Source organism: Erythrobacter sp. CCH5-A1, assembly GCF_001557115.1.
In the GTDB taxonomy this organism is placed as follows: Bacteria; Pseudomonadota; Alphaproteobacteria; order Sphingomonadales; family Sphingomonadaceae; genus Erythrobacter.
Genome location: NZ_LSKQ01000023.1, coordinates 1 through 12,433 on the forward strand (window position 1 = coordinate 1; position 12,433 = coordinate 12,433).

General features: G+C 68.0%; 13 protein-coding genes. 4 read left to right on the plus strand and 9 right to left on the minus strand.

From position 1 onward, the window contains the following. Positions 1–85: 85 nt before the first annotated feature. Positions 86–949, plus strand: coding sequence for a L,D-transpeptidase family protein (locus AX708_RS01285; RefSeq protein WP_067489247.1), 864 nt, complete (start codon positions 86–88; stop codon positions 947–949). 167 nt (positions 950–1,116) lie between these two features. On the opposite strand, the gene AX708_RS01290 is transcribed toward AX708_RS01285, so the two are convergent. From AX708_RS01290 to AX708_RS01310, 5 genes are all read right to left on the minus strand, one after another. Next, entirely contained in the window at positions 1,117–2,601 is a 1,485-nt protein-coding gene (locus AX708_RS01290; RefSeq protein WP_067489250.1) for a M48 family metalloprotease, read from the minus strand. Between the two features lie 110 nt (positions 2,602–2,711). Continuing rightward, positions 2,712–3,656, minus strand: a complete 945-nt coding sequence (locus tag AX708_RS01295; RefSeq protein WP_067489253.1) for an acetyl-CoA carboxylase carboxyltransferase subunit alpha — start codon at positions 3,654–3,656, stop codon at positions 2,712–2,714. Between the two features lie 9 nt (positions 3,657–3,665). Next, positions 3,666–4,553 (minus strand): tyrosine recombinase, encoded by an 888-nt coding sequence (locus tag AX708_RS01300; protein WP_067489256.1) that lies wholly within the window; start codon positions 4,551–4,553, stop codon positions 3,666–3,668. Further along, on the minus strand, positions 4,553–6,472 hold the full coding sequence (locus tag AX708_RS01305) for a hypothetical protein (RefSeq protein ID WP_067489258.1): 1,920 nt from the start codon (positions 6,470–6,472) through the stop codon (positions 4,553–4,555). Before AX708_RS01305 ends, AX708_RS01300 begins: the two co-directional genes overlap by 1 nt. Then, positions 6,469–6,672, minus strand: coding sequence for a hypothetical protein (locus AX708_RS01310; protein WP_067489261.1), 204 nt, complete (start codon positions 6,670–6,672; stop codon positions 6,469–6,471). Before AX708_RS01310 ends, AX708_RS01305 begins: the two co-directional genes overlap by 4 nt. Positions 6,673–6,710: 38 nt before the next feature. On the opposite strand from AX708_RS01310, the gene AX708_RS01315 reads away from it, so the two are divergent. The 3 genes from AX708_RS01315 to AX708_RS01325 are packed head-to-tail and all read left to right on the plus strand — an operon-like array spanning position 6,711 to position 8,844. Then, positions 6,711–7,280, plus strand: coding sequence for a shikimate kinase (locus AX708_RS01315; RefSeq protein ID WP_067489264.1), 570 nt, complete (start codon positions 6,711–6,713; stop codon positions 7,278–7,280). Continuing rightward, entirely contained in the window at positions 7,271–8,389 is a 1,119-nt protein-coding gene (gene aroB, locus AX708_RS01320) for a 3-dehydroquinate synthase (RefSeq protein ID WP_067489267.1), read from the plus strand. Before AX708_RS01315 ends, aroB begins: the two co-directional genes overlap by 10 nt. After that, on the plus strand, positions 8,386–8,844 hold the full coding sequence (locus AX708_RS01325) for a GNAT family N-acetyltransferase (RefSeq protein WP_067489270.1): 459 nt from the start codon (positions 8,386–8,388) through the stop codon (positions 8,842–8,844). The genes aroB and AX708_RS01325 overlap by 4 nt, the downstream gene beginning before the upstream one ends. Positions 8,845–8,851: 7 nt before the next feature. On the opposite strand, the gene AX708_RS01330 is transcribed toward AX708_RS01325, so the two are convergent. The 4 genes from AX708_RS01330 to AX708_RS01345 form a co-directional block, all read right to left on the minus strand. Next, complete coding sequence (locus AX708_RS01330; RefSeq protein ID WP_067489273.1) at positions 8,852–9,133, minus strand: hypothetical protein; 282 nt, start codon at positions 9,131–9,133, stop codon at positions 8,852–8,854. Positions 9,134–9,380: 247 nt separating this feature from the next. Beyond that, positions 9,381–11,441 (minus strand): acetyl/propionyl/methylcrotonyl-CoA carboxylase subunit alpha, encoded by a 2,061-nt coding sequence (locus AX708_RS01335; protein WP_067489373.1) that lies wholly within the window; start codon positions 11,439–11,441, stop codon positions 9,381–9,383. Next, on the minus strand, positions 11,441–11,857 hold the full coding sequence (locus AX708_RS01340) for a lysozyme inhibitor LprI family protein (protein ID WP_067489276.1): 417 nt from the start codon (positions 11,855–11,857) through the stop codon (positions 11,441–11,443). Before AX708_RS01340 ends, AX708_RS01335 begins: the two co-directional genes overlap by 1 nt. 152 nt (positions 11,858–12,009) lie before the next feature. Further along, positions 12,010–12,429 carry a lysozyme inhibitor LprI family protein gene (locus AX708_RS01345; protein WP_067489279.1) on the minus strand — a complete coding sequence of 140 codons (420 nt, stop codon included), beginning with the start codon at positions 12,427–12,429 and terminating at the stop codon, positions 12,010–12,012. Positions 12,430–12,433: the final 4 nt, after the last annotated feature.

Sequence of the window (12,433 nt, forward strand, 5' to 3'; positions counted from 1 at the left end):
ACCCCTCCCCCCCGCCCGTCCCCGCAAGGGACGCCGTGCGGTTAATCGCTGGAAACTGACAGCGCCGCGCGGCATATGGCTGCGCATGGTCCGGATTCTTGCCTTTCTCGTCGCGATTGCCGCGCTGCAATTCGCTGCCCTTGCGCAGGTTGCCCCCGACACGGGCCGCGCTGCCGATGCCGCCGCAGCGGTGGCCGCGCGCGCCACGGGGACCTTCGAGGAAATCGATCCCGACAGCCAGATGCCCGCTCCCGATGATGCCGCGGCGGTCTATGCCGGTCTTCCGCCGCTGACCGGCGCGGGTCCGGCCGCAGAACCCGACAATGCGCTTGCCGCAGCCGTCCCCGCGCCCACCGATGCCGATGCCGAAGCACCGCGCGGTCCGGCGGTGCGGATGATCTCGAGCCCGGTGGTTCAGGCGCTCCCCGCGCCCGCCGCAAAGCCGCCCGCCCTCGCCCCCGCTGCGAAACCCGCGCCCCCGGGCGGCGGCTTCGTAATCAAGTCGATCCTCCCGGTCGAAGGCGCGTTCCGCTACGGCGACTGGTACTGGGACGAAAGCGCAGCGCCGGCGAGCGGCCCGCTGGTGATCACCGTCGACCTCGAAGCGCGGGTCATCAGCGCGTTCCGCGACGGGCACGAGATCGGCACCGCGGTGGTGCTGGTCGGCACGCAGGAACACCCCACTCCGCTCGGCACCTTCCCGATCCTCACCAAGGAGCGCAACAACGTCTCCGAGAAGTACAACGACGCGCCCATGCCCTGGACGCTGCGGCTGACGTGGGACGGGATCGCGATCCACGGCTCGCCGGTGATGAACGGCTACGCTTCGCACGGCTGCATCGGCGTGCCCGACGATTTCGCCGCCAAGCTGTTCGCTGCCGCCAAGCGCGGCGACAAGGTGATCATCACGCGCGGGCGGATGGTAGGCCTCGGCGACAAGATTCTTTAGTTTTCGGCCACCTTCGGTGGCGCAGACCACCCGCCCCGCCTCCCCACCGCTGTAGGCGGCTGGCGACGCCGGAAGCCACCAATAGTACCGCTATGTTATGGTGGCCGGGTGGGGAGGCCGGGCGGGGCGTCAACGCCACCGAAGGTGGCCGTAAACAAGCAACCCGATTAAACCCCGCGCACCACCAGCTTGACCTTCTGGCCCGGGGTCACCGTCGCGGTGCCGCTCAGCGCGTTGAGCACACGGAAGCGCTCCTCCTGCGCCGAATCGTAAGCCATGCGCCGCGCGAGACTTGCCACGGTGTCGCCGCGTGCCACGGTCACCACCTGCAGCTTCCTCGGCACCACCGCGCCCGCTTCGGCCGCCGAGATGCGCCGCATCGACTGGTACATCGCGTTGAAGGTCCCGGCCCGCCCTGCCGGGGCGATGGTGATGAAGTGGAACGCCGAATCGCGCGCGAATTCATAGGCGACGACCACCAGATCGACCTGCGAATTGCCGTTGTTGACCCGCGCGGTGCCGATCGCTGCCGGAAGGCCGTTGATCGTGGTCCGCTCGATCGTCTGCGGTGCAAGGTTGGCGTTCTGGCCGCCGGCCGCAGTGAAGGCGGCGCGCACGTAGCTTTCCAGATTGCCGTTATAGGCCGCAGTCGTCATCTGCGCCTTGCCGGCCTGCCCCTGGATGCTCACCGCGCGCGTGCCGTTGACCATGTAGAAGCCCGCGGGCGCGGTGAAGGCGAGGCGCAGCACGGGATGGATGAAGGTGCTGCCCTCGATCACACCTTGCGCCGGGTCGTCGCCATAACGCAATCCGTCGATCCGGGTGAGGAAGGTTTCGCGATTGCTGACACTGGCCGAAGCGGCCGGCGCGGTGCCCGCCCGGGCGAGCGCGTTCTGCACGCGGCTTGCCGGATCGGGGTGGGTCGAGGCCCATTCGGGCACGCTGGCGTTCTGGCCCGAAAGCCGCGCGTCGAGCGCGTTCTGCGCGGCAAGGCTCGCCAGCACCGTCCCCATAGCCCGCCGATCATAGCCCGCCCGCCCGAGGTACTCGATGCCGAGCCCGTCGGCCTCGAGCTCCTGCTTGCGGCTGAACCGCAGCGTCAAAAGCTGCGAGCCCTGCAGGAACCCGCGCGACAGGGTCTGCCCCAGGCCCGAATCGCCCAGCAGCAGGCCCGACAGGATCGCCCCGCCGATCCCGAGCAGCGTGTTCTTGGTCGCCGCCTGCTGGCGCCGCTGCGAATGGCGCGCGGCAACATGACCGACCTCATGGCCGAGCACCGCGGCCAGCTCCGCCTCGCTGTTCATCAGCGTGACCAACTGGCGGGTGGTGTAGATATAGCCGCCGGGAATCGCGAAGGCGTTGTTCACCGGCGAGTTGAGCAGGCTCACCGTAAAGCTCTCGCGCGCATTGCCGAGGCCCGATTGCACCGCGATGTTCTTGCCGACCTGTTCGACATAGGCCGCATGCGTGCCGCTCATCGCGCCGCCGAATTCGGCGAGCAGCTGCGGGTGGTATTCGGCGCCCTGCTTGGCTTCGGCGGGTGTGATCGGGGTGGCGGAGGAAGGAATCTTCGCGTCGCCTGCCGTCATGCACCCGCCCAGCGCCAGCGTGGCCGCGCCGAAAGCGAGCGCCTTGCGTGAAAATCGTGCCATGGTTCGTGTCGTCCCTCTTCGCCTGTCCCCCGGCTGCCTTCCTGCAGCTCCAAGGCCAAGCTTCATGCATCAGGGACGTGGCAAACGAAACCTTAACCTGCGTTTGCCGATCAGCCGCCGATGGCGAGAAAGCGGTCTTCGCGCGCGGCGATCAGCTGTTCGGCGCTCTTGGGCGCAAGGGCGGCGACTTCCTCGGCCAGCGCCTCACCCAGCATCCGCGCTGCGGACGCCGGATCGCGGTGCGCACCGCCGACGGGCTCCTTGACGATCCGGTCGATGACATTGATCCGCTTCAGGTCCTGCGCGGTGACCTTCATCGCCTGCGCGGCCTCGGGTGCCTTTTCGGATGTGCGCCACAGGATCGAGGCGCAGCCTTCGGGCGAGATCACCGAATAGACCGCGTGTTCCATCATCAGCACCCGGTTGGCGCTGGCGAGCGCCACCGCGCCGCCCGAACCCCCTTCGCCGACGATCGCGGCGACCATCGGCACGCCGATCGCAAGACACGCCTCGGTCGCCCGCGCGATGGCCTCGGCCTGGCCGCGTTCCTCCGCCTCGATCCCCGGGAAGGCGCCCGAGGTGTCGACCAGCGTCACCACGGGCAGGCCGAATCGTCCGGCGAGTTCCATCAGGCGGATCGCCTTGCGGTAGCCTTCGGGTTTGCCCATGCCGAAATTGTGGGCGATGCGGCTCTTGGTGTCGTGGCCCTTCTCGTGGCCGATCAGCATGACGCGCCGCTCGCCCAGACGGGCAAAGCCGCCCATGATCGCAAGGTCGTCGGCATAGAGCCGGTCGCCCCCCAGCGGCATGAAGTCGCTGAATGCATGGGCGACATAGTCGCGAAAATGGGGCCGCTGCGGATGCCGGGCCACTTGCGTCTTCTGCCACGGGGTGAGCGAGGCATAGGTGCTCGCCAGAAGCTCGGCGCTCTTGGTCTCGAGCCGGCCGATCTCGCTCGCGACATCGACATCGTGGAGCGCATTGACGCTGCGCAGCTGCGCGATGCGTTCTTCGAGTGCGGCGACGGGTTTCTCGAAATCGAGGTAGGAAATCATTGCGCGGGGCTAGTCGGATGTTGTGCGGGTTGCAAGCGGGTGGCGGGAATTGACGAGGGCAACCAGACGCGCGGCATCGACATGGGTGTAAATCTGCGTCGTGGAAATGTCGGCGTGGCCGAGCAGGGTTTGTAACACGCGCAGGTCCGCCCCCCCCTCCAGCAGATGCGTGGCAAAGGCGTGGCGCAACACGTGGGGGCTGATCGCGGCAGGGTCGAGCCCGGCGCGCGCGGCGAGGTCCTTGAGGAGCTGGAACAGCCGGACTCGGCTGAGGTGGCCGGCCTTGCCCGAGGGGAACAGATAGCGCGATGTCGGTGTCTGCGGCCGCAGCGCCAGCCAGCGCCCGACTGCCACGAGCGCCCGCCCGCCGACCGGCACGAGCCGCGTGGTTCCGCCCTTGCCCGTCACGGTCAAAAAAGGCGCATCGCGCGGGACGGCATTGAGCGGCAGGCTCACCAGTTCGGTGGCGCGCAGGCCCGAGCCGTAGAGCAGTTCGATCAGCGCCAGCAGCCGCACCGCCTTGGGATCCTCGCTGGAGGCTTCGTCCTCGGCGCGCTCGAACAGCGCCGCGATCTGGTCGTGGCCCATGACCTTGGGCAGGGGCCGCCTAAGGCGCGGCGCGGGGAGCGCGCCCGAGGGATCGTCCTGCCGCCAGCCCTCGTCGACGGCAAAGCCGAAGAATTGCCGCAGGGCCGAAGCCTTGCGGGCCACGCTGGCCGGCGCAAGGCTCGCCCATTCGCCCGCAAGCGTGGCGACAGCGTCGCGGTCGGCCTGCGACAGATCGCCGATAGCCTCCTCGGCCTGTTCCAGATCGCGACGATAGGCGGCCAGCGTGTTGAGCGCGGCACCGCGTTCCGCCGCGAGCATCGCGAGAAACGCCTCGGTGCTCGCCGACATCAGCCCCGCGCGACCGCCTCGGCCGCGATCATCCGGGCCTCGGCCGCCATCCCCACCCGGGTCAGCGCGGCGGTGATGTGGTAGAGGTGGAGCGGGGTCATCTGCGACCAGCTGTTGCCCTGCATCCCCAGTCCCGCCAGCAGCGCGACCAGCGCCGGATTGCCGACTTCGGCCGCGCGCGAAATCGCGGAGGTCCAGCGGGTCTTGCGCGCGAGGTCGAAGCCGAGATCACCCGCCAGCGCGCCCGCATCGCCCTCGGACAAGCGCCCGGTCCCGGCGAGCCCGGCGACGAGGAAGGCGGACTTCCTCTGCCCCTCGCTGCCATCGCTGCCCGTGAAGCTGCTTACCTGGCCTTGGCCGACCGAGGTGATGTTCGGCGCCGAAAGCGCGATCAGCGCCCAGCCCAGAGAGCCTTCGGGCGCCACATCCGACCAGCGCGCCGCATTGCGGTCGAGCCCGGCGGCAAGCATCGCGGCGATGAGGTCGCCCGCATCGTCTGCATGATCGGCGCTGGCGGGAATGCGCGCGGCGGCATAGGCGGTGAGCACCCGCGCGCCGTAGCCGTCACCGCCGCCCAGTTTTGCCCCGTCCGCCCACAGGCGCTGCATCGCTGCGATGCGGGCGGCAGGATCGGTCGCGAGATAGGCCTCGCGCAGAGCGGCGGCATGGGCCTTCGCCTCCTCGCTCGCTGCCGTATCGGCGTGGACCTCGGAATAGAGATCGACCATCGCATCGGCCGAGAGGATCCCCTCGCGCGCGGCGCGGCCGGCAAAAGGCGCGCGCTGGGCGGCGGGCAGCATCGGCAGGAGCGCGCCGCTCCTCGCGTAATAGGCCCCGCCGCGAGCCGTCAGCGCCGCATCGAGCAGCCCTGCGGGCAGCGGCTCGCCCACCGCATTGGCGAGCCCGAAGCGCCAGGGGTTGAGATCGTCCACGCCCTGCCACTCGATATTGACGCCGCGCTGCCCGCGCCCTGCCGCGCCCGCAAAACGCCGCGCCAGCAGCACATCGACCCGCGGCGCCGCCCCGCGGAACAGCGCACGGTCAAGCTGGGTGGCGGCCAGCGCGCTCTCGCCCGCATAGGCGTTGCAGATTGCCTGCCACATCTGCCACTCGCCGTCCTGCCGCTGCGAGCCCTGCAGGCGCACCGCTGGGCAGGCCCCGGTGATGTCCCCGGCGGCGAGGTAGGCAGTGAGCGCCTCCTGCGTCAGCGCGGGCGACCAGTTGGCGGTGTCGATATCCTGCACCACCGCGCGGGCGAGGGCGAATTCGCCCATCCGGTTGAGCAGGCCCACCCGAAGCGCGGCGAATTCGACCGGGTCCATGCCAAGCGGCGCGGCGAGGCGGCTCGCCAGCGCGCGCCTCAGCAGGATATGGCCCCAGCGCGACACCAGCGGGCCCTGCGTACCGTTGAGCGCGGCGCGCACCAGCTTGTCCGACTGGTTCGCCAAGGCCATCGGCGGCAGGCCGCCCTCCTCCACCGCCAGAACGCCGATGCGGGTCAGCGCGCGCTGTGCGCCCGCCGGAATATCGGACTTGGGCGCCAGGCCGAGCAGCTGGTCGAGCTCCTCGGTCGACATGTTCTCCAATTGCTCGAGGCTCGGCAGGCGCGAAAGCTCGTCGCGGCTGATCGCCGGGAGCGGTGGGAGGCTGGACGGATCGACCGCGACGTCCGGCGCAGGCGCGGTGCCCGGCTGGGCGAGCGGCGGCCGGCCTTGCTGGGACGGCTGGCTCGGTCCGGGCCGTGGCGCCGCGCTCGGGCGGGGCGTGGGGGCCGGCGCGGGATCGTCGAAGCCCGGCGGCAGCAGCGATTCGGGCTTGCCTTGCGCCAGCGCGAAGCCGGTCAGCCCCACCGCGCCGAGCGTGCCTGCCACCGCGACGGCAAGCACGCTTGCCCCGAAGTTCCGGCGATGCGCCCTCATTGGCCCTGCTCCGGCAAGGTGACATCCTGCGCGATCGGCCGCAGGGCTTCCTCGCCCCCGTCGAACCACGCCAGCGCCAGCAGCAGCACCACCAGCACGCCCGCCACCCACGGCCAACGCAGCCCGCGCCGCACGCCGCGCGCATGGGGGCCCTGCTCGAAACCGCCGGGAGTGAGACGCTCTTGCCGCAAGTTTGCCATATTGCGCGTGCCCTAGCCCATCTATAGGCCTTGCGGCAATGTCCGCCGCGTGCCCCTCCCCCCATGATCGCGATATCGCCGCCATCAGCGCGCGCATCGACCGTCCGGTGGTGCTGGTGGGGCTGATGGGCGTGGGCAAGTCGACCGTCGGTCGCAAGCTTGCCGCGATGCTGGGCCGCGACTTCGTCGATGCCGACGATGCCATCGCCGCAGCCGCCCAGCGCTCGATCCCCGAAATCTTCGAAACCTTCGGCGAGGCCCATTTCCGTGACGGCGAACGCCGCGTGATCGCCCGCCTGCTGGCCGAGGGTCACGGCGTGATCGCGACCGGCGGCGGCGCCTTCGTCGATCCGCAGACGCGCGCGGCGGTGCTGGAGAAAGGCATCGCGGTGTGGATCGATTGCGACGTCGACACGCTGGTCGAACGCACCGCGCGGCGCGCCAACCGTCCGCTGCTGAAGCAGGGCGACCCGCACGAGATCCTCACCCGGCTGGCGCGCGAGCGGGCGCCGTTCTACGGGCAGGCGCATATCCGTATCGTGAGCGAGACCGGCCCCCACGCCGACACCGCGCGCGCGATTATCGAGGCGATTGATAAATGGCTGTAATTCCTGTCGCGCTGGCCGGGCGCGCCTATGAGGTGGTGATCGAGGAAGGGTTGCTCGACCGGATCGTCGAAGCTGCCGCGCTTTTTCTCAAGGGATACGGACTGCAGCGCCCCGTGCCTTTCGTGGCAGACACCAACACCCAGCGGCTGTTCGCCGCCCGGGTGGACGCGCACCTTGCCGCACACGGACTGGCGGCGGAATGGTTCGTCGTCGAGCCGGGCGAGGACGCCAAGACCTGGGGCGTGCTCGAAAGGTTGTGCGACTGGCTGTTGGCGCTGGGCGTCACGCGTTCGGACCATGTTTTCGCGCTCGGCGGCGGGGTGGTCGGCGATCTCGTCGGCTTCGCCTGTTCGATCACCAAGCGCGGGGTGGGCTTTGTGCAACTGCCGACGACGCTGCTCGCACAGGTCGATTCTTCGGTGGGCGGCAAGACCGCGATCAACACGCGGGCGGGCAAGAACCTCATCGGCGCCTTCCATCAGCCCTCGCAGGTGCTGATCGACCCGCTGGTGCTCGCCACCCTGCCGCCCCGCGAAATGCGCGCGGGCTATGCGGAGGTGCTCAAATACGGACTCCTCGGCGATACCGCGTTCTTCGTTTGGCTGGAGGCCAATGGCGAGAAGGTACTGGCGCGCGAGCCGCAGGCGCTCGAACACGCCATCGCCACCAGCATCGCGATGAAGGCAGCGATCGTCGCCGCAGACGAGCGCGAGACGCTCGACCAGCGCGCGCTCCTCAATCTCGGCCACACCTTCGGCCATGCGCTGGAGGCCGAGACCGGCTTTTCCGACCGCCTCCTGCACGGAGAGGCGGTGGCGCTCGGCATGGTGCTGGCGGCGAAGTATTCGGCGCGGCGGGGCGAGCTTGCCGACACGGACGCCGCGCGGGCAGCGGCTGCGATAGCGGCGGCCGGGCTTCCCTCGCGCCTCGCCGATCTCGGCCTCACCTGCGACGGAGCCGTGCTGGTAGATCACATGCGCCACGACAAGAAGGCGGAAGCCACCACCCTGCCCTTCCTGCTGCTGCGCGCGCTGGGCGAGGCCTATGTGGCGCGCGATGTCGACCTTGCCGACATCGCCGCCTTCCTCGACGAGGAACTTTCGGGATGAGGATTGCGCTAGCCGACCTCGATGACCCCGATGTTCAGGCGGTCATCGCCTATCACCAGCGCAGCATAGCCGCCGAATCTCCCCCCGGCTTCAGCTTCGCGCTTGACCTGTCGGGTCTCAAGGCGCCCGGCGTGACAGTGTGGGCTGCCCATGTCGAAGGGCAGGCAGCGGCGATCGGCGCGCTCAAGCGGATGGATGAAACATCAGCCGAACTCAAATCGATGCGGACGCTGCCGCGGTTTTTGCGTCAAGGCCTTGCGGCAGCCCTGCTTGAGACGATCATCGCCCACGCCCGGGCCGATGGGATCAGGACGCTCAGCCTCGAGACCGGCACCGGCGCGGCTTTCGAGCCCGCTCTGGCGCTCTACCGACGACGCGGCTTTGTGAACGGCCCCGCCTTCGCCGATTACGTGCTGACCGACTTCAACCAGTGCCTGCATCTGGCGCTGGACTGAGAGACGGTCAATTCGCCGGGCGGCTCGGCAGCTTGGCGATATTGTCGCGCAGCTCCGCACCGCGCGCCGCCTTCATCGCCGCCTCCTCCTCGAGCATCAGGTCGTGCTCGGCGAACAGGCGCTCGATTTCGGTGCGGCGTTCGAGCAGCATGTAGGCAATGCCCGGCGCAAGGCTCTCGCCCTCGCCGATCTGCCCGAGCAATGCCGCCAGATCGCTCACCGTTGCATCGCGCGCGGTCTTGAAGAAATGGCCCTTCCGATCGAAGAAGCCTGTGCCTGTATGTGCCATGATCAAATCCTCCCACAGAGATTCAATCCACGAGCCACGGGGAATACCGCGACTCGGCAGGAAGAGTTTCTCACAAGACGGACTGTAGGACAGAGCCGCCGCGGATTTTCCGTCGGAAATCATTAATCTGCCGCAAAACTACAACAGATTTTGGAATGATGTTGCGGCGCAGCGCAGCTTTGCGTCGGATTGACGCCAAGCAGTGGTGAAGCGCGCGCGCCGTCAAGCGACGCGCGCGGCAGGTCGGTCACTCGAGTTCCAAGATCACCGCATCGACCGCGAGGCTCTCGCCCTCGGCGGCATTGATCTTGGCGATCACGCCTTCCTTTTCGGCGCGCAGGATGTTCTCCATCTTCATCGCCTCCACGGTCGCGAGCGGCTGGCCGGGCTGCACGGTCTCGCCCTCGGCCACGTGGAGCTTCACCAGCATCCCGGGCATCGGGCAGATCAGCAGGCGTGAAAGGTCGGGCGGGACCTTTTCGAGCATCAGCGATTCGTGGCGTGCCAGCCGCTGCGGGATCACCAGCGCGGTGTGCTGCGCGCCGCGGGTGGTGACCTTCCACTGGTTGCCCTGCCGCTCGACGATGATGCCGAGCTTCAGGCCCGCGCCGTCGGTCGCTTCGGCCTGCACCATGCCCGGACGCCAGGTGCAGGTGCCCTCGACCCGCACGCCGTCGACCATGGCATGGCCCTCGCCGAGGGTGACGTGGAAGCGCTCGTCACCGAGCTTGACCAGCCATTCGGTGGTGACGCGGATCACCCCCTCGCGCCCGTCATCCCCGTCGAGCTGGCCGGAAATGCGATGCGCGCGGCTCTGGAGGGTGAATTCATTGCCCGCGCAGACCGCCGCGAGCAGGCGCTTCACCTCGTCCGACGTCGCTGCGCCGTGGAAGCCTTCGGGGTATTCCTCGGCGATGAAGCCGGTGGTGAGCTCGCCCGAACGGAAGCGCGGGTGCTGCATGATCGCGCTGAGGAAATCGACATTGTGGCCGAGGCCCTTGATGCGGAACCGGTCGAGCGCTTCGATCTGAAGATCGGCGGCCTCGTCGCGCGTCGGGGCCCAGGTGATCAGCTTGGCGATCATCGGGTCGTAGAAGCGCGAAACCTCGCCGCCTTCATAGACGCCGTCATCGACGCGCACCGATCCGGTGCCGCGCGCCACACCCCGGCGCGCCTTGCCCGCGACGGTCTCGTCCTCGCTCCAGCCAGCAAGCGGCGGCGCGTAGCGCACCAGCCGCCCCGTCGAGGGCAGAAACCCGCGATAGGGGTCTTCGGCATAGACGCGGTTCTCGATCGCCCAGCCGTCGATCCCGATGTCGTCCTGGGTGAAGGCGAGGCGTTCGCCCGCCGCGACGCGGATCATCTGCTCGACGAGGTCGATGCCGGTGATCGCCTCGGTGACGGGGTGCTCGACCTGGAGACGGGTGTTCATCTCGAGGAAGTAGAAGCTCTCCCCCGTCGGGTCCGCGCCGCTGACGATCAGCTCGACCGTGCCCGCAGAGTAATAGCCCACCGCGCGGGCGAGGGCGACGCACTGCTCGCCCATCGCCTTCCGCATCTTCGGCGTGACAAAGGGCGACGGCGCTTCCTCGACCACCTTCTGGTGGCGGCGCTGGATCGAGCATTCGCGCTCGTTGAGGTAGAGGATGTTGCCGTGCTGGTCGCCGAGAATCTGGATCTCGATGTGGCGCGGGTTGAGGATGAACTTCTCGATGAAAACGCGGTCGTCGCCGAAGGAGTTGAGGCCTTCGCGCTTCACGCTCTCGAAGCCCTCGCGCACGTCCGCCTCGCTATAGGCAAGGCGCATCCCCTTGCCCCCGCCCCCGGCGCTGGCCTTCATCATCACCGGATAGCCGATCTCGTTCGAGATGCGCACCGCGTGCTCGGTATCCTCGATCTCGCCGACAAAACCGGGGACGACATTGACGCCCGCCTCTTTCGCCAGCTTCTTGGATTCGATCTTGTCGCCCATGGCGGCAATCGCGCCGACCGGCGGTCCGATGAAGGCGATGTTTTCCTTGGCTAGCGCCTCGGCAAAGGAGGTGCGCTCGGAGAGGAAGCCATAGCCGGGGTGCACGGCCTCGGCCCCGGTCTGCTTGCACGCGGCGATAATCTTGTCGGCGATCAGATAAGATTCAGCCGCAGGCGAAGGCCCGATATGCACCGCCTCGTCAGCCATCGCGACGAAGGGCGCGCGCGCATCGGCATCGGAATAGACCGCGACGGTCTTGATCCCCATCTTGCGCGCGGTGGTGATAACCCGGCAGGCGATCTCGCCGCGGTTGGCAATCAGGATTTTGCTGAACATCATTGCTCCATGAACGCTTTGAGCCCCCTGATCCGCGCCTTAGTCAGTGCCAGCAAGCACTCACCTTCAGCCACGCGGGACAGGGCTCCGGGATCCTTGAAATAGTCGAGATGGCACGTCCGGTCGCGGTACTGCTTCCAGGCAGCTTGCGATTCGGCCAGATAGGTCTTGGCGCGATAGCCCGGCGAGGGATCGTCGTAATCGCCTGCATTGCCCGCATCGAGCTTTGCCGCGTAATCGAGCGCGTCGACGTAGACCTCCTCCAGTTCACGCTCTGCCGCGCCGAGTCTGACGCCGGTGCATTCCTGCTGCGACGACCAGAATGGTGGCCGGTCGCAATCAACATTGCCGGTTGCCCAAGCGGGCGCGCTTCCGGCGGCAATAGCCAACAGGGAAAGACCGGAAATCAGGATCACCTAGCGGCCTCCATGACCCTGCCCGCGATCCCGGCGCAGCTGGCTATGAAGGATTTCGAGAACAAGGATGAGTCCTCTCTACGAAGGGGGCACGTCTTGCCAGCGGCTATGCCGAGGGATTGGCCAGGCTGCAAGCTAGCGGATTTGGGGCGTCAAAGCTCGGGGTCGGCCAAGTGCTTGAGTTGCTCGATGCGTTCCTGCGTGAGCTCCCTCATGCAGAATGCCACCAGCATCGGTTCCATGCTGCCCCCACTTGTCGAGGCATAGCGTTCGTTCCCGCAATGCGCGTCACGATACGTCAGCCAAGCCCGCTGCGCCGTCAGCAGGCTGTCGTACGCGCCAAGCCGTGTGTCATTCTTGTCCCGATAGGGTGCTTCGCGCGCATCGCGATCCTTCATGACTGCAACCGTGATTCTCCACTGCGCGTTGAGTTTGGCATCAGCAATCCTGAATTCCCGCCACGCGCACTGGTTCATTTCGGGCTGGATGCCTCTGTCGGCTTCTGCCTGATTGCACTCGGGCAGCGGCTCGGCGGATTGCAGCAGCAGCGGGAAGATGAGCGTGGCGATCATGCGG

Bases quoted from the DNA above. Each gene is read 5' to 3' on its own strand.
- AX708_RS01300 (WP_067489256.1), bottom strand. From the start codon at position 4,553: ATGTCGGCGAGCACCGAGGCGTTTCTCGCGATGCTCGCGGCGGAACGC.
- AX708_RS01315 (WP_067489264.1), top strand. From the start codon at position 6,711: ATGTCCGCCGCGTGCCCCTCCCCCCATGATCGCGATATCGCCGCCATC.
- AX708_RS01310 (WP_067489261.1), bottom strand. From the start codon at position 6,672: ATGGCAAACTTGCGGCAAGAGCGTCTCACTCCCGGCGGTTTCGAGCAG.
- AX708_RS01325 (WP_067489270.1), top strand. From the start codon at position 8,386: ATGAGGATTGCGCTAGCCGACCTCGATGACCCCGATGTTCAGGCGGTC.
- aroB (WP_067489267.1), top strand. From the start codon at position 7,271: ATGGCTGTAATTCCTGTCGCGCTGGCCGGGCGCGCCTATGAGGTGGTG.
- AX708_RS01295 (WP_067489253.1), bottom strand. From the start codon at position 3,656: ATGATTTCCTACCTCGATTTCGAGAAACCCGTCGCCGCACTCGAAGAA.
- AX708_RS01330 (WP_067489273.1), bottom strand. From the start codon at position 9,133: ATGGCACATACAGGCACAGGCTTCTTCGATCGGAAGGGCCATTTCTTC.
- AX708_RS01345 (WP_067489279.1), bottom strand. From the start codon at position 12,429: ATGATCGCCACGCTCATCTTCCCGCTGCTGCTGCAATCCGCCGAGCCG.
- AX708_RS01305 (WP_067489258.1), bottom strand. From the start codon at position 6,472: ATGAGGGCGCATCGCCGGAACTTCGGGGCAAGCGTGCTTGCCGTCGCG.
- AX708_RS01285 (WP_067489247.1), top strand. From the start codon at position 86: ATGGTCCGGATTCTTGCCTTTCTCGTCGCGATTGCCGCGCTGCAATTC.
- AX708_RS01290 (WP_067489250.1), bottom strand. From the start codon at position 2,601: ATGGCACGATTTTCACGCAAGGCGCTCGCTTTCGGCGCGGCCACGCTG.
- AX708_RS01335 (WP_067489373.1), bottom strand. From the start codon at position 11,441: ATGTTCAGCAAAATCCTGATTGCCAACCGCGGCGAGATCGCCTGCCGG.